General features: G+C 68.7%; 11 protein-coding genes. 7 read left to right on the top strand and 4 right to left on the bottom strand.

The window, feature by feature from the left end:
* Nucleotides 1-5: 5 nt before the first annotated feature.
* The 3 genes from gspF to A7X97_RS21175 all read left to right on the top strand — a co-directional run bounded on the left by gspF (nucleotide 6) and on the right by A7X97_RS21175 (nucleotide 15,235).
* The gene (gene gspF / locus A7X97_RS21185) at nucleotides 6-1,205 is read left to right on the top strand and encodes a type II secretion system inner membrane protein GspF (protein ID WP_088496234.1); all 1,200 of its coding nucleotides are present in this window, start codon (nucleotides 6-8) and stop codon (nucleotides 1,203-1,205) included.
* A gap of 271 nt (nucleotides 1,206-1,476) precedes the next feature.
* A complete protein-coding gene (locus tag A7X97_RS21180) occupies nucleotides 1,477-2,652 on the top strand; it encodes a substrate-binding domain-containing protein (RefSeq protein ID WP_072168837.1) in 1,176 nt (391 codons plus the stop codon).
* A gap of 199 nt (nucleotides 2,653-2,851) precedes the next feature.
* Nucleotides 2,852-15,235, top strand: coding sequence for a filamentous haemagglutinin family protein (locus tag A7X97_RS21175; RefSeq protein WP_111008413.1), 12,384 nt, complete (start codon nucleotides 2,852-2,854; stop codon nucleotides 15,233-15,235).
* Between the two features lie 355 nt (nucleotides 15,236-15,590).
* On the opposite strand, the gene A7X97_RS21170 is transcribed toward A7X97_RS21175, so the two are convergent.
* The 3 genes from A7X97_RS21170 to gspH are packed head-to-tail and all read right to left on the bottom strand — an operon-like array spanning nucleotide 15,591 to nucleotide 17,007.
* Nucleotides 15,591-16,205 carry a prepilin-type N-terminal cleavage/methylation domain-containing protein gene (locus tag A7X97_RS21170; RefSeq protein ID WP_111008412.1) on the bottom strand — a complete coding sequence of 205 codons (615 nt, stop codon included), beginning with the start codon at nucleotides 16,203-16,205 and terminating at the stop codon, nucleotides 15,591-15,593.
* The gene (gspI, locus tag A7X97_RS21165; protein WP_111008411.1) at nucleotides 16,202-16,564 is read right to left on the bottom strand and encodes a type II secretion system minor pseudopilin GspI; all 363 of its coding nucleotides are present in this window, start codon (nucleotides 16,562-16,564) and stop codon (nucleotides 16,202-16,204) included. The genes A7X97_RS21170 and gspI overlap by 4 nt, the downstream gene beginning before the upstream one ends.
* Nucleotides 16,561-17,007, bottom strand: a complete 447-nt coding sequence (gene gspH / locus A7X97_RS21160; protein ID WP_111008410.1) for a type II secretion system minor pseudopilin GspH — start codon at nucleotides 17,005-17,007, stop codon at nucleotides 16,561-16,563. Before gspH ends, gspI begins: the two co-directional genes overlap by 4 nt.
* Before the next feature lie 103 nt (nucleotides 17,008-17,110).
* On the opposite strand from gspH, the gene A7X97_RS21155 reads away from it, so the two are divergent.
* Complete coding sequence (locus A7X97_RS21155) at nucleotides 17,111-17,572, top strand: general secretion pathway protein (protein WP_176698796.1); 462 nt, start codon at nucleotides 17,111-17,113, stop codon at nucleotides 17,570-17,572.
* Nucleotides 17,573-17,662: 90 nt separating this feature from the next.
* On the opposite strand, the gene A7X97_RS21150 is transcribed toward A7X97_RS21155, so the two are convergent.
* Entirely contained in the window at nucleotides 17,663-17,998 is a 336-nt protein-coding gene (locus A7X97_RS21150; RefSeq protein WP_072168832.1) for a hypothetical protein, read from the bottom strand.
* Nucleotides 17,999-18,199: 201 nt separating this feature from the next.
* Here A7X97_RS21150 and A7X97_RS21145 point away from each other — a divergent pair, with 201 nt between their 5' ends.
* Genes A7X97_RS21145 through A7X97_RS21135 form a run of 3 tightly spaced genes read left to right on the top strand, consistent with a single transcriptional unit; the run spans nucleotide 18,200 to nucleotide 22,063 of the window.
* The gene (locus A7X97_RS21145; protein ID WP_111008409.1) at nucleotides 18,200-19,816 is read left to right on the top strand and encodes a ShlB/FhaC/HecB family hemolysin secretion/activation protein; all 1,617 of its coding nucleotides are present in this window, start codon (nucleotides 18,200-18,202) and stop codon (nucleotides 19,814-19,816) included.
* Between the two features lie 38 nt (nucleotides 19,817-19,854).
* Complete coding sequence (locus A7X97_RS21140; protein WP_072168830.1) at nucleotides 19,855-21,639, top strand: DUF2341 domain-containing protein; 1,785 nt, start codon at nucleotides 19,855-19,857, stop codon at nucleotides 21,637-21,639.
* A 10-nt stretch (nucleotides 21,640-21,649) separates the two neighbouring features.
* The gene (locus tag A7X97_RS21135) at nucleotides 21,650-22,063 is read left to right on the top strand and encodes an ExbD/TolR family protein (RefSeq protein WP_005409874.1); all 414 of its coding nucleotides are present in this window, start codon (nucleotides 21,650-21,652) and stop codon (nucleotides 22,061-22,063) included.
* The last annotated feature ends 206 nt before the right edge of the window (nucleotides 22,064-22,269 follow it).

The following is a 22,269-nucleotide window of genomic DNA, read 5'->3' as shown; positions in this document are numbered from 1 at the left end:
CTTGCATGGCGCTGTTCGATTACCAGGCTGCCAATGCGCAGGGCCGCATCGAGAAGGGTCAACTGGATGCCGACAGCCCGCGCGGTGCGCGCCAGCTGCTGCGTGGGCGCGGGCTGACACCCGTGCAGGTGAGCGCGGCGCGCAGTGTCGGCAGTGGCTGGGGCGCTCGCCGCCTGTCGGCCAGCGAGTTGGCCTGGGCCACCCGCCAGCTGGCCAGCCTGCTGGCGGCCAGCCTGCCGTTGGAAGGCGCCTTGAGTGCGGTGATCGAGCAGGCCGAGCGCCCGCACGTGGCCCAGGCACTCACCGCTGTGCGCGCCGACGTGCGCGCCGGCCAGCGCCTGACCGTGGCGCTGGCCGCGCGGCCGCGCGATTTCCCGCCGATCTATCGGGCGCTGGTGGGTGCAGGTGAGGATTCCGGCGATCTGGCGCGGGTGATGGAGCGCCTGGCCGACTACATCGAGGAACGCAATGCGCTGCAGGCCAAGGTACTGACCGCCTTCATCTACCCGGCGGCGATCAGCCTGGTATCGGTGGCGATCGTGATCTTCCTGCTCAGCTACGTGGTGCCGCAGGTGGTGACCGCGTTCGTGCAGGCGCGGCAGACGCTGCCGATGCTGACCCAGGTGATGCTGGCCGCCAGCGCGTTCGTGCGCAGCTGGGGCATGTGGGTGGGGCTCGGCATCGCTGCGCTGGTGGTGGCCTGGCGGTTGGCCCTGCGCAAGGCCGGGTTGCGCCTGCGCTGGGACGCGATGCTGCTGCGGGTGCCGATGGTCGGGCGTTTCGTGCTGGGTGTGAACAGCGCGCGCTTCGCCTCGACACTGGCGATCCTGCTGGATGCGGGTGTGCCGCTGCTGCGTGCGCTTGAAGCTGCCCGGCAGACCCTGGGCAATGCGTTGCTGGCGCGCTGTGCCGGTGACGTGTCCGCGCGTGTGCGCGAAGGTGCCGCGCTTGGTTCTGCGCTGAAGGTGCAGAAGGTGTATCCGCCAATCCTGGTGCACCTGGTGGCCAGCGGCGAGAAGACCGGTTCGCTGGCGCCACTGCTGGACCGCGCCGCACAGACCATCTCGCGCGAGATCGAGCGTCGCGCGATGGCGCTGACTGCGTTGCTGGAGCCGACCATGATCCTGGTGATGGGCGGCGTGGTGCTGACCATCGTGCTGGCGGTGCTGATGCCGATCATGGAAATGAACCAGCTGGTGCAGTAGATCCACGCCATGCGTGGATGCACCGGACAGGACGCGCGTCGCTCGATCCATCCACGCACAGCGTGGATCTACGGGTGCCTGGATTTCTCCACACAATCCTCCACACCTTTTTCCGATCTTCCACAGGTTTCTTAAGCGGCCTGTCATCGGCGCGGACCAGCATGGACCCGTCGCCGCAGAGTGGGCTGGGAGGCCCTCGGCGGCAGCAGGCGTGTAGTGACCGTTCCTCCCTTGGCGTTTCCCTTCGCAGTAAACCCTTCAGGAGAAGATCATGACCAAGTACAAGACCCTGGCCGCGCTGGTTGCCACCGCGCTGCTCGCTACCGTGGGCGCCGCCTCGGCGCAGACCGTTACCGGCGGCGGTGCCTCGCTGCCGGCCGACCTCTACAAGGGTTCGGCCGACAGCATCCTGCCGGCGAACTTCACCTACGCCGTGACCGGTTCGGGCACCGGCAAGAAGGCCTTCCTGGAAAACAACTCGGCGCTGTTCTCAACCACCGGCACCGTGCATTTCGCCGGCAGCGATTCGGTGCTGAGCAGCACTGAGCTGAGCAACTACACCACCAACTTCAACCAGGCGACCAACGCCAACCGCTACGGCGCGCTGATCCAGGTGCCGTCCGTGGCCACCTCGGTCACCATTCCGTTCAACAAGGCCGGTTCGGCGGTGGACCTGAGCGTGGCGCAGATCTGCGGCGTGTTCTCGGGCGCGATCAGCGACTGGTCGACCATCGATGCCAACCGCAGTGGCCCGATCCAGGTGGTGTACCGTCCGGAAAGCAGCGGTACCAGCGAAATGTTCAGCCGCTTCCTGACCGCGGCCTGTGCCGCCGAGAACGCTGAAACCTCGAAGCTGGTGGGCGGCAAGTTCGCCATCAAGTCGACCTTCGCCGACCTGTACAAGCGCGATGCCAACGGCAACCTGCCGGCGTTCCTGGTGGCCGCCCCGGCCACCGGTGGCACCTCGCTGTACAACACGGTCTACGCAGCTGAAGGCCGTATCGGCTACGTCGGCCCGGACGTGATCCCGAGCCTGACCGATGCGACCAAGGTCGCCAAGGTCAAGGGTTTCTCGCCGGACCAGGTGAGCGTGCAGGCCACCCTGGACACCGTTGCTCCGCCGACCGGCACCGATGCTGAGAACCCCGCCAACTGGGTGCCGGTGTTCGGCAACCCGTCGGCTGGCTATCCGATCGCCGGCTACACCAACCTGGTGATCGGCCAGTGCTACAAGGATTCGAGCGTCGCCACCAGCCTGCGCGGCTTCCTGGCCCGCCACTATCCGGCGACCTACACCGTTGCGTATGAGAAGTCGATCACCGACCACGGCTTCATCCCGCTGACCAAAGCGTGGCGCGATGCGATCCGCAACCGCTTCGTGCTGGCCAGCAGCACGGCCGGCCTGAACAACCCCAGCACCTGTGCCGGCATCGGTCGTCCGCTGTAATCCGCAGTACCGGTTGAATCCTGCTTGACGCGACGCCGGCCTCTGGGCCGGCGTCGCCATTTCCGTGATGGTGCCGCCGCCGCAGTGTTTCACTGTCGGCTTCGTGTCACGTGAACCGTCTATCAGTGGCAGGGCATGCGTTGCGCGTGCCTCCCCGATCGTCGCCGCAGCCGCGGCCCACCAGGTTGATGAGGTTCCGATGTCGCACCCGCTCCTGTCCGTTGTTCGTCCGGCCGCGTCGATGCGCCGCAATCATCCGATGGCGTGGGCCATCGCAGTCGCACTGGGGAGCATGGTGGCCCCGGCCAGCCAGGCGCAGCAGGCGTTCAGTCCGGGCTGGTTCGCCGAACGGGGCGCGGCCCAGGGCAGCGCGGCACAGAGTGGCCGCATGCCCAACGGCGTGCCGATCCAGTTCCAGTTGCCGGCCCAGCAGCAGGATGCAGCACGGCAGAAGCTGCAGCAGTCGATCGACAATCTTGGCACGGCGGCGCAGGCGATCGCCCTGCAACAGCGCCTGCAGGAACAGGCGCGGCAGGCGCGCCGCGAGGCTGGCTTCATTGTTGCCGATGGCCTCGGCAAGGACGGCCTGAGCGTCGACCAGAACCCGCTGACCCGCGGCTGGCTCAATGCGCGCGAGGCGATCCAGTCGCAGGGCAGCGACGGGCGGGTGCAGGTCACGGTCGAGCAGACCGCGGACAAGGCGATCCTGAACTGGGAGACCTTCAACATCGGCGGCAACACTACGCTGAACTTCCTGCAGAGCCCTGACTGGGCAGTACTGAACCGCGTCAACGATCCGCAGGCGCGGCCCAGCCAGATCCTGGGCCAGCTGAAGGCCAATGGCACGGTGTTCGTGGCCAACCGCAACGGCGTGGTGTTCGGCAACAACAGCCAGGTCAATGTACGCAATCTGCTGGCGGCTGCAGCACGGATCAGCGATGCGCAGTTCCGCGACAATGGCCTGTACAGCCCCGACGCCAGCAGCAGCGCGCTCAGCGATGCATTCGGCAAGGTGACGGTGGAGCAGGGCGCCCGCATCGCGACCCATGAGCCGACCAGTGCGACGCGCGGCGGTGGCTACGTACTGCTGGCCGGGCACAGCGTGGAGAATGCTGGCCATATCGAGGCGCGCAAGGGCCAGGTGCAGCTCGCTGCGGGTGACAGTTTCGTGATCCGGCGTGGCGTGGGTACGGCCACCAACACCAGCTCCACCACCCGGGGCAATGAGATCGCGCCGCGCTTCATCGCTGGCAGCACGGCTGGCGGCGTGCGCAACACCGGCCTGCTGCGCGCGCTTGAGGGTGATGTGACTCTGGCCGGGCGCAGCGTCGAGCAGGCCGGTGTGGCCGTGGCCAGCACCACGCTCGCACAGCGCGGCACCGTGCATCTTCTGGCCTCGGCCAGTGATGCCGGCAGCAGCGTCACGCTCGCCGATGGCGCCACTACGGCGGTGCTGATCGAGGACGATGGCAAGGCCACGGTGCTGGATACGCAGCGCGACAGCCTCATCAAGGAGTCGGCAGAGCAGGACGCGATCCGCGCTGGCGCGCGCTCGGCAACCTTCGACAATCTGTCCCAGCACAATGATCGCCGGGACCAGTCGCGGGTGGAGATCGTCTCGGGTGGCAACATTCATTTCAGCAGGGATTCGCTGACGGTCGCCACGGGCGGCCAGATCATCGCCGATGCGGCGGCCCGCAGCTACGTGGACGACGCCGCGCGCGTGGACGTGTCCGGCGCAGTGGGCGTGCAGGTGTCAATGGAGAGCAACAATGTCCAGGTCAAGGTGCAGGGCAACGAACTGCGCGACGCCCTGGACAACCGCGACAGCGGCAAGCTGACCAGCAGTGAAGTCTGGGTCGACCGCCGCAGGCTGGTCCACGTTCCGGCCGGTACCGGGGGCTACGAGGGGGAGCGCTGGTACGCTGCTGGCGGCCTGCTGGAAGTGGGTGGCTACCTCGACAACCAGGGGCACTCGATCGGCGAATGGGCCGCGCAGGGAGGCACCGTCCTGCTGGGCGGCAGGGAAGTGATCACGAACGGTGGCTCACGCATCAACCTTGCCGGCGGCAGCCTGGATGTGCAGAGCGGCGTGGTCCGGCAGAGCTGGGTGCGCGGCGTCGACGGCCAGGTCTACCGCCTTGATGAGGCGCCGGCGGAGATGCTGTTCGATGGCCTGTACAGCGGCCATGAAGTGAAGCAGGAACGCTGGGGCATCACCGAGACCTTCCGTGATCCGATCGTATTCGCGGCGCAGCGTGTCGACAACGGGTACACGGTCGGCCGCGATGCAGGACGGCTGATCGTCTCCGCACCGACCGCGGTGCTGGATGGGAAGGTTGAGACGGCCACCTTCCAGGGCGCGCAGCAGAACCGCAGGCCGGAGGCCGCGCTGGAGGGCTATGCGCAGGCGCAGACGGCGGTGGCGCGCAATGCGCAGCTGTACCTGGGGCGCTACGACGGCCAGGGCCGCAGCGGTGTGTTCGGCTCGGATGTGCGCCTGGATGACAAGGCTCCGACGAAGGCGGCGTGGTCGCTGCTGGCTCCGGTCGACGAGGAGCGGCGTGACACCGTGTGGCTGGATATCGCAGCGCTGAGTGCCCAGCAGTGGGGACGGATTGACCTGGCGACCGCCGGTCGCATCCGCGTCGACGGCAGCCTTCGGCTTCAGGCAGGCGGACAGCTCAACCTGACCGGCAGCGAGGTGGAACTGGCAGGCGACATCGGCATTGCCGGCGGCCAGCTGTCGGCGGGCAACCTGCTGGATGTCCAGGGCCGGCCGACGGCGCTGCTGCACGATGGCCGCGCCCGCACCGCCATTGCCGACGGCACGCGGATCGATCTCTCCGGTGAATGGAGCAACGCGTCACTGGCGATGCCGCTCGACGCCAGCGGTGCCTGGACGGATGGCGGCCGCCTGAGCCTGAGCAACAGTCATGACGTGATCGTGGGCGCCGAGGCAACGGTGGACGTCGAGGCCGGCGCCGCGCTGGACCTGCGCGGTGAAGGCCGCATCGGCAAAGGGGGCAGCGTCAGCCTGCAGGCCAACAGCAGCACGGTTACGACCGACGGCAGTGGCCGGGTGCAACTGGGCGAGGGTAGCCGGTTCAGTGGCCGAGGACAGGGCAGTGGTGCCTTCTCGCTGGGAACCGGTGGCCACGTTCGAGTGGGCGATGCGGACCTGGCGGGCGCGTCGCTGCGACTGGACCCCGGCCTGTTCGGCAGTGGCTTCGCACAGTACGACATCAACGGCCACCAAGGCGTGGAGGTGGCCGACGGCGCGCGGCTGGTCGCTGCCCTGCCAGGCCTGCGCATGACCCAGGACGCGCAGACGGCAACCGATCGGGCGTCCGCACTGGCGGCATGGGATGCGCCGCTGTACAGCGCCGATCCGTCGAACGGGCGCGTCAGCCAGCGCGCCGGTGCGAGCATCAGCCTGCGTTCGGACCGCAACAGCGTGGGCGGTGACCTGCGGGTCGGCAAGGATGCACTGGTGGCGGTCGATCCAGGGCAGACGATCTCGCTGCTGGGTGCAGGCAACATCGATGTTGAAGGCACACTGCGTGCGAAGGGCGGCCGCATCGTGATCGACGATGTGCGTCCGCAGAATGCGCTGTACGCCGGGCAGCGCACCGAACGCACCTGGCGTTTCGCCGAAGGCGCGCTGCTGGATGCCGATGCAGACGCGATCTCGCTGCCCGATCCCAGCGGCCGCCTGCGCGGGCAGGTGCGCGCGGGTGGACGCATCGAGATCGGCGGGGCGCTGGACTGGGAAACCACAGCATTCGTCGACAACCGACCACCGGAAGCCTTCGTGGTGGTCGAACGCGGTGCGCGCCTGCAGGCACGGGGTACGTCGGCCGAGCTGGATATCGACGGCCAGGGCCGTGTACGCGTGGACAGCGACGGCGGGCAGATCGTGCTGCGCTCGGCCAATGCGCTGTATCTGGAGGGCGGGATGGACGCGGCCGCCGGGGGTGCCGGCGCACGCGGCGGCACCCTTGGGCTGGCCTTCGGCGGCAGCATCCATGCGCGTGGCGCCAGCGAGGAGGTACTGCGCGCACGTGCGATCACCCTCAGCCAGCACAGCGCACCGGTGCAGCCACTGCCGGCCGCACTGGAGTATGGCCACGCCGCGTTGTCGGTCGAGCAGCTGCAGGCGGGCGGCTTCGACAACCTGTCCGTGTTCGGTGACATCCGCGCCGTCGGCGATGTCGACCTGCGCCTGGCCCAGAGCCTGCGCATCCATGGCCAGGGCACTTCGAGCCTGGGCATGGCCGTGGATGCCGGGCCGTCGTCGGCGTTGCGGCTGAGTGCGCCCTACGTCCGCCTGGCGCAGGCGCGCTGGGGCCAGCTGGCGGGCGAGAACCTGCAGGGTACCGTGGCGGTCGCTTCGGCCGGGCCGGACGATCACGCGCTGGCGGTGCAGGCCGCGCTGATCGACATCCGCGACGTCACCTGGCTGCCCGGGTTCGACCACGTGGCGCTGGAAAGCCGCAGCGACGTGCGCCTGACCAACGGCATTGCCAGCAGTGGCAACACCAGCGCGTTGATGACGGCCGGTTCGATGGACGTGACCGCCGCCCGCCTGTACCCCACCGCAGGCGCGGTCGGCACGCTGGTGGCCGGCGCTTCGGCGCAGACCGTGCAGACCGTTGATTACTGGGCCGATCCAGCTGCCGTTCTGCGAATCCACGGCACAGGTGCGGCCACGCAGCCGGCGCCGGAATCGGCGCTGGGCACGCTTCGCCTGGTGGCTGCCACGGTGCAGCAGGGCGGCAACGTGCAGGCGCCGATGGGCACGCTGCAGCTGGGCGGCCTGATCCAGAACGGAACCATCGGCAGCCGGGTGGAACTGCTGCCAGGCAGCGTTACCTCCACCAGCGCTGCCGGCCTGTCGCTGCCCTATGGTGGCACCGTCGATGGTGTCGACTGGCGGGTAGGCACGCGCAGCCTGAGCTCGCTGACGCCGGCCGGCATCTCCTCGATGGGGGTGACTCTGAAGGCCAACGCGATCGAGGTGGCGCCGGGGGCACTGCTGGACATGTCCGGCGGTGGTGAGTTGACCGGTGCCGCCTTCGTGTCCGGGCGCGGCGGCTCCGTCGACGTGCTGCGCACGGCGTTGGCCGACGCCAATCCGCGCTACGCGTTCAGTGCGTCGGGCAACCCGGTGTACGCGATCGTACCGGGACGCGCCGAGGCGTTCGCCCCCAGCGGCGAAGAGGGATTCTCAGCTCCGGCGGTGGGCCAGCAGATCACCGTGCCGGCTGGCGTGCCCGGCCTGGCGGCCGGTACCTACACGCTGATGCCGGCAAGCTATGCGCTGCAGCCCGGTGCATTCCGGGTTGAGCTGGGCGCTACCGGCACCACCGGCATCGTGCAACCGATTGCGACCGGCACCGGCACCTGGCGTGTGTCCGGGCAGCAGCGCACGGCGCTGGGCGCGGCATTCTCGCCGTTGCTCACCGACATCCTGCTGACGCCCGCCGCAGTGGTACGCCGGCACTCGGGCTACAACGAAACCTCCTACAACAGCTTCGCGCAGTCGGTGGCCGACCGCCGCGGCGAGTCGCGTGGCTGGCAGACCATCGATGCGCTCGGGTTGACCCTTGCGCTGGGCGAAGGTGCAGGTCGTGCAGACACGCCTGCCATCCGCTTCGCCGGCACCGCGCGGTTCGGCGCCGCCACCGACAAGGGGCGCGGCGGCACGCTGGCAGCCACGTTGGCGAGCCCGGCGGTCGGTTCACTGGAGATCGTTGACGGTAGCGCGCAATCGCAGGCGCGTGATCGCGGCGCCACCTTCAGCGACGACGCGCTCAATGCCTTCCTGCCGGCGCGGATGATCATCGGCGGGCAGTTCAGCCAGGAGGCCTCGCAGGTGGCGGTGACCGGCCAGGCGCGCAGTGTGGCGATCCGTTCCGGCGTCACCTTGAACGCACCGGAAGTGCTGGTGGCAGCGGCCTCCGGTGGCAGCGGCGTACTGGTCGAGGCCGGTGCGACCCTCGATTCACTGCCGTTCGCGACCGCCAACGCGGGTGCCAGCGCGACGCTGCCTTACCAGGTCTCCGGCGGCCTGCTGGCGGTGTCCAACCAGCGCCTGAACCTGATCACCGGCACCACGGGCGTGGAGGCCGGTCCGGTGGCGATCGACATCGGGGGGTGCCAGGCGGCGTGCGACGGCCACGCCCGGCTGGTTTCCGATGGCAGCATCGCGGTAGCGACCGATGGCACGCTGCAGATGCGCGACTCGGTCAGCTATGGCACCCGTCAGCTCGGCCTGAGCATGGCGGCGCTGAACCTCGGCAGTGCCGAAGCGATCGCACAGGCCGCAGCGGCAGGGGCGCTGCCCAGTGGCATGACCATGAACCAGTCCGTGCTGCAGCAACTGCTGCGCGGCGATGACGCCACCGGCGCGCCGGCGCTGGACACGCTGAGCCTGGTCGCGCGGGAGTCTGTCAACGTGTTCGGCAGCGTCGACCTGGACGCGCGCGACAGTGCCACCGGCCGCAGTGGCCTGCAGACGCTTGTGCTGGGTGCGCAGGCCATCCGCGGCTACGGTGCGGCGACCGACCGCGCGCGCATCCTGGTGGACACGCTGGTCTGGGACGGCGCATTGGCGGCGAGCCAGGCGGCGGGCAGCGACGCGTCGGTGCCGCCGGCCGATCCGATGGTGGACCGGCTCGGTGCCGGGCAGCTGGACATCGTCACCCGCCAGCTGCAGCTCGGGCGGGCGCCATTCAGCCGTCCCAGCTCTGAAGTACGTGCGAACCGGCAGGTGCTCGGATTCAGTGCGCTGAACCTGAGGGCTTCGGAGCAGCTGTCGTTCTCCGCGCAGGGCACGCTGGACGTGTTCCAGCAGCGCGGCGACTATCTGGCCGACAAGGGCTGGCAGTACAGCGGAGGCAGCCTGGATATCGATACACCGCTGTTGACCGCCGATCCCGCCGCGCAGCTGCGCGTGCGCTCCGGCGGCGAGTTCCGCCTGCACGGGGGTACCGGCAAGGCGGGTGGCGATGCACTGGGCAGTGAGCTGAGCATCGACGCCAACCGGATCACGCTGGACAGCACGATCGCGCTGGCGTCAGGAAGGCTGTCTGCGAACGCGCGTGAGGGCATCGCGCTTGGTAGCCGGGCGGCGCTGGATCTGGCCGGGCGCAAGGTCCCGCTGTACGACGTGGACAAGTTCAGCTGGGGCGGCGATGTCGTGCTGTCCACCGACACGGGTGACATCCGCGCCGATACGGCCTCCCGCATCGATGTTTCCGCCCGCAACAACCGCGCCGGGCGCCTGACGGTCACCGCAATGGCTGGCCGAGCCGATCTGGCCGGCGATCTGCAGGGCGCCGCAAGTGGCCGCTACGATGCCGGTGGCACGCTGGTGCCCTACGACGGTGGCGAACTTGTGCTGCGGGCACGCCAGCTGCAGGACTTCACCGGCCTCAACCAGCGATTGACCGCCGGCGGTGTCGTCGGCGGCCGCAGCTTCCAGATTGGTGAAGGCGATCTGCGGATCGGCGACGAAGTGAAGGCGCGCCGGGTCGACATCAGTGTCGACGCGGGCAGCCTGACCGTGGCCGGCCGCATCGATGCCAGCGGCGAGCAGGTCGGCAGCATCCGCCTGTACGCCCGCGACCAGCTGCAGGTGGATGGCACGCTGGACGCGCACGGTACCGGCCTGCGCGTGGACAGCCATGGCAAGATCATCGACAGTCCGAACCGGGCCACGATCGCCCTGGGCAGCGCCGAAGGCGCCGTGGGTCTGGGCAGCGCGGCGCACCTGGACCTGCGTGCCGGCAGCGACGTTGCCGTCGGCGACGGCCCTGGACAGAACGACGGCATGGCGCGGGGCTCGCTGAAGATCGATGTGCCGCGGGTGGGCAGCAACGACGCGGCGATTGCCGCGGCCAATGGCCTGCGCATCGATGGCGCGGCTGACATCCAGCTCAATGGTGTCCGCCGTTACGACGATGCGCCCCTGGCCAGCACCGCTGATGTGCGCGGCAACCGCGCGCAGCTGGTGACCCAGCAGTGGCTGGACCAGGTGGTCGATCCGCACAGCGTGGCGTGGATCGATGGTGCGCTGGGCAACCCGGACCTGCAGCAGCGCACGCACGCGCTGGGTGACGTCCGCCTTCGTCCCGGCGTGCAGGTGGTGGCGCGGCGCAGCGACGCCAACCCGGACGGCGACCTGACCATTGCCGGCGACATCGATCTGTCCGGTTACCGCTACGGGCCCGAAGCCAACCGCGCCGATCCATCGCGGCGTGGCTTCGGCGAATCGGCCTCGCTGGTGCTGCGGGCCGAAGGCAACATCAACGTCTACGGCAGCATCAACGATGGCTTCGCATCGCCGCCGTCCACGCCGGATGAGGGGGGCTGGCAGCTGTATGAGGGTCGCAATGGCAGCGCCGGGCACACCCCCTTCGGCAGCGGCCTGGTGGTGCCGGTGGACGGAGTGAAGCTGCAGCCCGGCACCGAGTTCCAGGCCGGCACCCGCCTGAACTACGACGTGCCGGTCGAATCGGTAACGCTTCCGGTTGGTACCGTGCTGCCCGCGCCGATGGTGATCTCGCAGACCCTGCGCCTGCCAGCGGGCACCGTACTGGGTGCGGCGGTGACCACCGACTCCGGGCAGACGCTGGCGGCGGGCACCGTGCTGCAGGAGCCGCTGGTGCTGGCGGCAGGTGCGCGGCTGGGAGCCGGCTTCCGCCTGCGCAGTGCGGTACAGGTGGCGGCACAGGAGTGGCCCGCCGGCGCGGTGCTGCCGGTTGCGCTGCGCCTGGCACGGGAAGTCGCGCTCAAGGTGGGCGCGTACATTCCCTCGTTGACCAAGGTGGAGCTGCCCGGCGACGGGCCGGTGAATCTGCGGCCGGCCGATGCCAACGGCAACCAGGGGCGCAACTGGGCGCTGGCGCCGATGCTGGCCGAGGGCACCAGCTCCTGGGACCTGACCGCGGTTGCCGGTGCCGATGCCGGGGCGGCCGATCCACGCAGCCGGCGCTGGGGCAGCGAAGGCAGCGTGGTGCTGGCCGATACCCACCAGGGCTCGATCGGCACGGTCAAGACCGAGATCATCTGGGTGGGTGATCGTGCGTTGACCGAGCGGGCATCGCTGGACTGGATCGGTGACACGTCCTACGCGGGCCGTCCGATCGCGGAGCTGGCCGACATGTTCGGCTTCACCGAAGATGAGTTCTGCGCGATGTCGGCCGACTACTGCGGCCCGGCACCCCGCCAGGTGGCCGCGCAGGGCTCGCTGGATTACTGGGGCGACGAGTCCTACGTGGGCACCCCTGCGAAGGACTTCGCCGCGATGTTCGGCATGACCGAAGACGAGTTCTGCAGTACCGCGCCCAGCTACTGCGCCGGCGGCGGCACGCAGACCGAAGTGACCATCTACGGCAAGCGCGCGGGCACGCCGGCGTGGAGCGTACTGCGCACCGGCAAGGGTGACATGGAACTGCTCGCTGCCGGTGACGTCGTGATGAAGTCAGGCTTCGGTGTCTACACCGCCGGCACTCCCACCGCGCTGGGTGGGGGCCACGACGCTGCCTTCAATTCGCCCCGTGCAGCGGCTCCCTGGAACACCGCACTGCTGGGGCCGAACCTGGTGCCGGGCAGCTATGACGCAGCGATCGCAGGCTACCAGGCCTGGTATCCCGATCATGGTGGCAACCTGCGGGTCGAAGCCGGGCGCGATATCGTCGGCGACGCCTGGACCGCGCGCGCGGAGTCGGGCACCAGCGAGCGCGACTGGGCGCTGTACTCCAGTGCCGCGGTCGGCAATTGGCTGTGGCGGCAGGGAACCGGCAGCACCACCGGCGTGGAGCCGGTGCCGACCAGCTGGTGGGTGAACTTTGGCACCTACACCAACGTGTCCGCTGCCGCTGGCGCCTCTCCGCGGATGGTCGGCTTCACCGGCTTCGGCACCCTGGGTGGCGGCGACCTGACGCTTGAGGCCGGGCGCAATGCCGGCGTCCGCGATCCGATGGGCGACGCGCTGGGCTCGCTGAGCGCACCGCGCTCGGGCGCGATCATCGCGGCGGTGGGATCGACCGGCCGCGTCAGCAATGGCCAGCTGCACCTGACCGGTGGCGGCGACCTGCGGTTGCGCATCGGTGGCGCACTGAATCCGAATCTGCAGGCGACGATCTCCAGCCTCAATCCCTCCAGGGCGGGACAGAATCTCGACCTCAACGGTACCTTCAGCAATCTGCGTGGCAGCCTGCAGCTCGATGCCGGGCGCATCGGTGCAATGGGCGTCACCCTGGAAAACTACGCGACGCTGCGTCAGCAGCGCGCCGCAGACCTGTTTGCGCCCGACGCCGCCCGCGCGATGGGCGGACCGGTGCTGGTGCTGGGCGATGCGGTCGCGCAGCTGCAGGCACGGGGCGATGTGGTGCTCGGCGGGGTCGCCGATGCAGGCCGGGTGCCGCTGGCCAACTACAGCGCGGTGCTGCAGGATGATGGCGCGCGCGCTGCAGGCAGCACGTGGTTTTCCCTGTGGACCGCCAGCACGGCCGTGGATCTGTTCAGTGCCGGTGGTGACCTCGCGCCAGGCCTCGCCGGGCCGGATAACGTGACCGGTAGCAATCTGTGGCGCGAGCAGGTCCAGCTTGTTGTGCGTGGCAGTGATGATCTGCTGAATTACTGGCTCTATCCTTCGCGCTTCAGCGCCATTGCTGCGCAGGGCGACATCAAGCTGGACCGGATCAGCGCCACGCCGGGGACGCAGGATGTGATCCTGCTGGCACCCTCGGCAACAGGACGGCTGGACGTCCTGGCCGGTGGCAGCATCTTCGCCCAACGTGGCGCGACCCAGATCGCGCGCTCGGGCGCGGATGCGCGCCTGCCGGGACCCTTCGACCCCGCGTTCCTGGCCCAGCAGGGGGATTCCGGCGGCAATGTGACCCGCTCGCGGCACAACCTGTCGGTCGACGGCAACATTGCATCGCCGGACGCGTCGCTTCCGCTGTTTGCGTTCGGTCCGAATACTCCGCTGTCCACCGTGTCTCCGGCCCTGGCGCCGAGCCGCTTCTACGCGATGCAGGGCGACATCATCGGTCTGGCCACCGGCGCCCGGCGCACGCTGAATCCCAACGTGGGGCAGCGCACGCAGCTGAACTGGTTCGAGGCCGTCGGCGCCGTGCAACTGCGGGCAGGCCGGGACATCCTCGGGGTGTCGATGACCGCGTTGAACACCGCGCCCACCGACATCACGGTGGCGGCGGCGGGCCGCGACATCGTGCATCTGAACGCGACCATCGCCGGCCCCGGCAACACCGAGATCAGTGCCGGCCGCCAGCTGCGCCAGGAGGATGCGGGCAGCATCGTCAGCCTCGGTGGCATCGTGCAGGGCGACACCCGTCCCGGCGCCAGCATCGCGCTGACGGCCGGCAACCAGCAGATCGATTACGCGGCCCTGCGTGCCCGCTATCTGGACCCCGTCAACCTTGCCGATCCCGCGCAATCGCTTGCGTCGCAGCCGGGCAAGGCAGTCAAGGTCTACGACCAAGAACTGAAGCAGTGGCTGCAGCAGCGCTTCGGCGTGGCCGCCGACGGCGACGGGGCGCTGGCTGCCTTCGATGCGCTGCCGCAGGAACAGCAGCACATCTTCCTGCGCCAGGTCTATTACGCCGAGCTGCGCGAAGGTGGACGGGAATATACCGATGCAGAAGGGCCCCGCTTCGGCTCCTACCTGCGTGGGCGCGAGGCCATCGCCACGCTGATGCCAGACAAGGCTGCGACCGGCGCGACGATCGACCGTACCGGCGATATCGTGATGTACGGTGGCTCCGGCGTGCGCACCGAAGCGGGTGGCAACATCGAGCTGATGGCGCCGGGTGGGCAGATCGTGATTGGTGTGCAGGGCGTGGTGCCCCCGGCCAGTGCCGGACTGGTGACCCAAGGGCAGGGCGATATCCGGCTGTTCAGCCAGGACAGCGTGCTGCTGGGCCTGTCGCGGGTGATGACCACGTTCGGCGGCGACATCCTGGCGTGGTCGGAGCAGGGTGACATCAATGCTGGTCGTGGTTCGCGCACGACGTTGCTGTACACGCCACCGCGCCGCGTCTATGACGGGTGGGGCAATGTGATCCTGTCGCCGCAGGCCCCGGCCAGCGGTGCTGGCATCGCGACCTTGAACCCCATCGCCGAAGTGCCGCCGGGCGACGTCGACCTGATCGCACCGCTGGGCACCATCGATGCGGGCGAGGCCGGTATCCGCGTCTCCGGCAACATCAACCTGGCCGCGCTGCAGGTGCTCAACGCGGCCAACATCCAGGTACAGGGCGAGAGCAAGGGCCTGCCGGTGCTGGCATCGGTCAACGTCAATGCGCTGGCCGCGGCCAGTGCGGCAGCCAACAGCGCCAGCCAGGCGGCACAGGACGTGATGCGCAAGAGCCAGGACGACGCACGGCGCAACCAGCCGTCGGTGATCAGCGTGCAGATCCTGGGCTTCGGCAGCGGCACCAGCAGCGTAGCGCCGCCGGCGCGTGGCACTACCGCCAACAGCGGCTACGACGCCGACAGCGCATTCCAGTTCCCGCAGGCCAGCCGCGACGACGGCACGCAGCGCCGCTAGGTGCCGACCCTGGTCGGCACGATCGCGGCCGGCAGTAGATCCACGCCATGCGTGGATGGGACTGACCAGGAAGAACGGATAGCATCGGGCCAGCCGCCAGGGAACGGTGGCGGCCCCAGCCAGGACGGCACGGAGGGCAGGGAGCGGCCTTCAGCGGTGAGGACCACCGACACGGCGCCGCCGGGCGCAGGAAAGCACCCGGCGGCAGGCTCGGCAGTAGGTCCACGCCATGCGTGGATGGCTGGGCCAGCATCAGTGCCGACCAACGGTCGGCACCCACCAGGGCAGGCCGGGCAGTAGAAGCCGCTCGGCAGTAGATCCACGCCATGCGTGGATGCTTTGCCTGGGAGGAATCCTACAACGCCAGCACGCGCCGGTAGCTCAACGGCCCACGCCCATCGCGCAGGCCCAACCGCAGTTCCAGCCCGGTGGCCGGCAGCACTACGCCTTCGCTCGGCAACAGCGCCCACCCCGCGCCCGGCTGCCAGGCGCGTACCTCGAACCGCTGCACATCCCTGGCCACCGCAATGGCTTTCGACGGCTCAGGCGCGGGCAGGGGGTATCGATCCGTCGCCGCGCCACTGGCCCGCCACAGCGTAGTGCCCTGCCGCCACCAGCGCACCCGCTGCCAGCGTAGTCCATCACTGCCGACACTGCGGGTGATCTCCAGCGCAAAGCTGCCGTCCGGGTGCCGTTCGCTTACCAGGGACGGAGGCAGCAGCCGCTGCGGTTGATCGGCCGGACGCACTGCACCATTCATCAGCGCGTCGTCGGCACGCATCTCGATATCGCGCTGGAACTGCTGCAGGATGCGCAACGCCGTTGTGGTTTCGGCATCGGCCCGGCGCAGGCGCTGGTCGCTGCTGGCCACGCTGTCCAGCGCACGCCAGCAGATCAGCGCCAGCACACCCATGATGGTGATCGCGATCATCACCTCGATCAGAGTGAAGCCACGTGCGGCGTGCCTCATGGCGCTGCCGTCCACGGTAGCTGCACCCGCGCCAGCGACTGCCGCGGTGCATCTTCGGCCACCAGGCTGAGTTCCAGTTGCGGCTGTCCGTCACTCCCCGTGCCGACATGTTGCAGCACCAGAAACGTGCTGCGCCCCTGCACGCAGCGCTGCCGTGCATCCTTGGGCGGCTGCGCGGCCAGGCGCAGCTCCTGCCAGCGGTCCTGCGCGCACATCAGTGCCAGCCGACGATCGCGCAGGCGCGACTGATCGTCGGTGGCCACCGCCACCGAACGCATCACCGCCGCCAGTGCGATTGAAACGATCGCCAATGCGATCAGCACTTCGATCAGGGTGAACCCGTGCCTGTTCCGCTTCACTGCACGACCTGCAACTGTCCGCTGCCATCATCACGAAGACGCAGCTGGCGGCCCTGCAACGACAGCGTCACCTCCCACGCCACGCCAATCCATTCGGGGCTCAGTTCAATCGGCGTGCTCGGCTGCACCGCGATGCCCGCCGGCTGCCATGGCTGTGGTCGCAGCTGGTCGTCGCGCTGCACATCCACCCAACGGGTGCCTTCGCGGCGGCTGAAGCGGTAGCCGGCGGCGTCGGCCTGCCAGCGCCACGGACGGCCATCGATGCGCGCCTCATCGCGTGCCACCTGCAGGCGCTGTGCCAACCGTTCGGCCTCCTGTCGCAGCTGCCGGCCCGGGTCGAGCAGGCTGCCCAGGCCCAGCCCGATGCCCGCCGTGCAGATACCGATGATCACCAGCACCACCATCAGTTCCAGCAGGGTGAAACCACGCGGCATGCGCTGCATCGACGTTGCCTCCTGTGCTGGCCGATGCCTCCCAGCATAGGCCCGCATGATGAAACAAAAGCGTCAGCTGCAGCTGCTAGCGTGGGCAGGGACGAACGTGGCGATGGTGCGGAACATGGATGGCAGGCGCTGGGATCGCAATCGCATACTGACCCTGCTGGCGGCAACGTTGCTGCTGGCCGTGGTGGCCTACTGGGGCGTCACTCTGTCTGCGGTAGCGCCGGCGGCTGTGGCCAGCGAGGCGAAGACCGAGGCGGCGGTGCGGCCGATGTTCGATGCGGTGGCAAGCCTGCCGCTGGTGCGACTGTTGTCCCCCGGCGCAGTGCAGACCGAGGTGGTGGTGCTGGGCGTGATGGCCGGCGACCACGCACCGCTTGCGCTGCTCTCGGTGGATGGGCGTCCTGCCGAGGCCTACGCGCCGGGCCAGCGGCTGGGGCCCTGCACGGTGCTGGCCAGCATCAGTGCCAACACGGTGGAGCTGAACCAGGCAGGGCAGCCGCGCAGCCTAGCGGTGCCCACGCTGCCACCGGTGCCGAGCGATGGCATCGTGCCGGCCGCCCTGTAGGGCCGAGCCTGCGCTCGGCTGCTTCAGCTTGGCCTCGTCGACGGATACAAAGACAGCCGAGCAAGGGCTCGGCGCTACAGAGGCGCAGGCTCAGCGCGCAGGTCGCTGCGGCACCACCGAGCGACCGAACGCATCGCCCATGCGCTGCCGCGTGCCTTCCAGGTTGTATTGCATCAGCTGGTTGCCGGGCTGCCGCATCAGGCGTTCGGCTTCGGGGAGCGCTGGCGACTTCGCCGGCCTTGTCGCAGGAGCCAGCTTGCGTTGCAGGCAGTCCCAGGCCGGAATCCGCTCGCCGTTGACCTGCACTTCGATGCAGGGCGTAGCTCCTTCCTGCTTCTTCACCTCGTCGGCGCGACCCGATGGCAGCGCCAGCAGCAGGGCGAGGGCGAGCGCAGCGCGCAGGCCCGGCATCAACGATTCACGCATCTCGAATCTCCCGCAGCAATCGATGTTCTGCAATGAAGACGGGTGGCCAAGGCAGGGCCCGCCTGCGTGCGTTGCGGCGCTGTCAAAAGATGACGGCGCTGTCACAAAACTGTTGGCGGCTTTGACGCGATGTACACGTCCTGTTGGTAGATCCACGCGCCGCTCCCTGGCCCCTCCCTTCGATACGACGCGATGCCTTCGATGAATCCTGTTCCGTGCCGAGCCGTTCGCCTTCCGCTGCGCCTGCATCCGTTGATGCTGGCGCTGGCAGCGCTGCCGCTGCCGCTGCTCGCGCAGGAGGCAGCACCCGCGCCCAGCGTGAACATCAACGAATACATCGTGCGCGGCAACACAGTGCTCGATCCGCGGGAGATTGAACGTGCGGTGGAACCGTTCCTCGGCCCGGGCAAGACCCTGGCCGATGTCGAGAAGGCGCGCGATGCGGTCCACGCGCTCTACCAGCAGGCCGGCTACCAGTCGGTCTACGTCGAGTTGCCCGAGCAGCAGGTCAGCGGTGGCGTGGTGCTGCTGAAGGTGCAGCAGACGCCGATCGGCCAGCTCCGCGTCGTCGGTACCCGCCACGAATCGCCCGAACGCATTCTTGAACGCGTGCCGGCATTGGCGGAAGGCAAGGTTCCGGACTTTGACCAGGCCCAGAAGGAACTGACCGCACTGAACGAAGGCGGGCGTCGCCAGGTGATGCCGCTGGTGCGCGAAGGCCAGGTGCCGGGCACGATGGATGTGGACCTTCAGGTCGAGGAGAAGTCGCCGTGGCGTGCCAGTGCGTCACTCAACAACGACCATGGCGCCGACACCGAGAAGCTGCGCCTGAGTGCATCGCTGGCCTACGACAACCTGTGGAAGCGTGGGCACAGCGCCAACCTTGGCGTGTATCTGGCGCCGGAAGATACGAAGCAGGCCAAGGTGTTCTCGGCCTCGTACACAATGCCGTTCGAAGGCACGCCGTGGAGCCTGGAAGCCTCCGGCTACAGATCCGACAGCCGCGTGTTGGATGCAGGTGGGCAGGTCGGCACCGGCACCGGCACCAATGTGATCGGCAACGGCCATTCGATCGGCCTCAAGCTCAACTACCGCCTGCCGGGCAGCAGCCAGTGGTGGCGCCAGCTCAGCCTCGGCGTGGATTTCAAGGACACCGAGGAGGACACGCAGATGGGCAAGGACAGCCTGAAGACGCCGCTGAAGTACGCGCCGATCACGCTGGCCTTCGTCGGCGTGCGCCAGGGCGAGCACGATCAGCTGAGCATCAACACCCAGCTGGTGGCCGGTACCCGCCGCCTGTTCGGTTACGGCAGCGACGCCACTGCGTTCGGGCAGAAGCGCTACTGGGCCGACCCGAGTTTCGTGGCGTTCAAGGCCGACGTGGACAACACGCATACCTTCGGCAGCGACTGGCAATGGTATGCGCGCGGCTCGCTGCAGGTAACCGATGCGCCACTGGTGTCGGCCGAGCAGTTCGCCGCAGGTGGCATGTACACCGTGCGCGGCTACCTGTCGGCCGAGGCGATCGGCGACTACGGCGGCCTGGCCAGCCTTGAATGGCGCACGCCTGCGTGGTCACTGTGGCGCGGCGCCGACCTGCGTGTCTACAGCTTTGCCGACGCAGCCTACCTGCGCCTGCGCCAGCCGCTGCCCGAACAGCGCGACAAGTACAACCTGGCCTCGGTCGGCCTGGGCGCGCAGCTGCGCCTGGGTGAACACCTGCAACTGCGCCTGGACTACGCCTGGCCGTATGCCGATGGCCCGGTCACGCGCAAGGACGATCCGCGCCTGCATTTCAACATCAGCACCAGTTACTGACCCTTCCCTTGAACATGCGTTCTCCGGAGACCCTTCGCATGGACCGTTTGCTTTCCCGAGTGTTGTTGCTGCTGGCCGCGCTGATTGCGCTGCCGACGGCTGCGGCCGATGCCAATTGGTGGCAGGCCGAATGGAAGTACCGCAAGCCGATCACCATCGACGCCGGACCGCAGGGCGCGGGCCTGGCCGGTGACCCGGGCCGCACGCCGCTGCTGCTGCGCCTGCATACCGGCAACTTCGGCTTCGACGGCACCCAGGATGCGGGCAACGACCTGCGCTTCGTCTCGGGTGATGGCCGTACCGTGCTGGCCCACCAGATCGAACAGTTCGATCCCAAGATGGGCCTGGCCCTGGTCTGGGTGGACGTGCCTGCGTTCAGTGCCGCCGCGCCGCAGACGATCTGGATGTACTACGGCAATGAAAAGGCCCCGGCCAGCGGCAACGGCCAGCAGGTGTTCGATCCGGACTATACGCTGGTCTACCACTTTGCCGAGGCCAACGCCCCGGCGCGTGATACCACCGCCTACGGCAACAACGCCGGTGCCGTGGCACCGCCGGCGGAAGGCTCGGTGATCGGTCGCGGCGTTCAGCTGGGCACCGCGCCGCTGCCGCTGCCGGCCAGCGCCTCGCTGGCACAGGAAGCGGGTGCACCGCTGACCGTCTCGGCCTGGATCAAGCCCGGCAGCAACACCGCTGCGCAGGCCATCTACGCCCGCCGAGATGGCGCGTCCGAACTGGTGCTGGGCATCGAGAACCGCGTGCCGTTCGTGCAGCTCAATGGCCAGCGCAGCACGCCCGCGCAGCCGGTTCCGGAAGGACAGTGGGCACACGTTGCACTGACGGCAGAGAAGGGCGCGTTGCAGCTGTACCTCAACGGGCGCGTCGTTGCCCAGCTGAGCGGTGCGCTGCCGGCGCTGGGCACGGCTCCGGTGGTGGGTGCCGATGCGCCGGGCGCGGTGCAGCCACTGGCCAACTTCGAAGGTGCGCTGGATGAACTGCGCATCTCGCGCGTGGCACGGCCGGCCGCGCTGCTGCTGGCCGATGCCACCGCACAGGGTGCCGATTCGCGGCTGATCAGCTACGGCGCCGACGAGCAGTCCGCCGGCCAGAGCCACTTCGCCTTCATCCTCAAGGCGATGCCGTTCGACGCCTGGGTGGTGGTCGCGATCCTCGGCCTGATGATGCTGCTGTCGTGGGCGATCATGATCGCCAAGAGCCGCCACTTCGGCCGTACCAGCAAGGCCAATGCGGTGTTCACCGAGAGCTTCGGCAAGCTGTCCGGCGTACCGCTGCGCACCCTGTCCGACATGGACCGCCAGGGCAAGGCACCCACCGCGATGCACGACGGTTCGCTGTGGCGCATCTACCAGGTGGCCATCGACGAAATGCAGCAGCGCCATCAGCGCGACGGCAACAGTGGCTACCTCAGTGGCGCCACCATCGCGGCGATCCGCGCGTCGATGGATGCGGTGATGGTGCGTGAGCAGGAGGCAATGGCACGACGCATGAACTGGTTGTCGACCACCATCGAGGGAGCCCCGTATGTGGGCCTGTTCGGCACCGTGATCGGCATCATGCTGGTGTTCGTGGTGGCGGCGATGGCCGGCGCGGTCGACATCAACTCTGTGGCACCCGGCATGGCCGCAGCGTTGCTGTGTACGGCGGCCGGCCTTGGCGTCGCGATCCCGGCACTGTTCGGCTACAACTACCTGGGCGCGCGTGCCGAAGCGATCGGTGCGGACATGGCAGTGTTCATCGACGAGTTCGCCGCACGCCTGGCCGAAGAGCAGGACGGGCGCGGCCCGGCCGCGGTGCAGGGCTGAGGGGCGCGCCATGGGCCAGAAGGCGAAGTTCGGCATCAAGAAGCGCGAGAAGGGCATCAACGTGACGCCCTTCGTCGACGTGCTGCTGGTGGTGCTGGTGATCTTCATCCTGACCAGCAACGCCTCCATCCCCGGCATCGAGGTCAACCTGCCGAAGGCGAGCAACAGCGTCGCGCTGGAGAAGCCGAAGACCAAGGCGATCACCATCGACCCCAGCGGCCAGGTGTTCCTGGATGCCTACCCGGTGACGATGGCCGAGCTGGAAGATCGCCTGCGTACCGAACGCGCGACCACGCCGGATTTCCCGGTGATCGTGCGCGGCGACGCACAGGTGCAGTATGCCCGCGTGGTCGAGGTGCTGGACCTGCTGCGGCGCCTGGAGCTGGCCCAGGTCGGCCTGGTCACCGGCAAGGCGCAGGGCTGAGGCATGACCGCCCATCAACCCCCTCGGCAGGAGCCCGGCATGCGTGGCCGCCCGTTGCTGGTGACCGTCGCGCTGGTGCTGGCCGCGTTGCTGGTGCTTGGCGTCGCGCTGTGGTGGCTGTTGTTCAAGGACACCGCAAGCACCCGCCGGCCGGTGGTGCAGCCGCCGATGCTGGCGTTGCCGCCACCGCCTCTCGCGCCGCGTCG

It is taken from the genome of Stenotrophomonas sepilia (assembly GCF_003244875.1).
In the GTDB taxonomy this organism is placed as follows: domain Bacteria; phylum Pseudomonadota; class Gammaproteobacteria; order Xanthomonadales; family Xanthomonadaceae; genus Stenotrophomonas; species Stenotrophomonas sepilia.
Note: the sequence above shows the minus strand (reverse complement) of the source record. Positions and strands in the feature narration are given on the sequence as shown.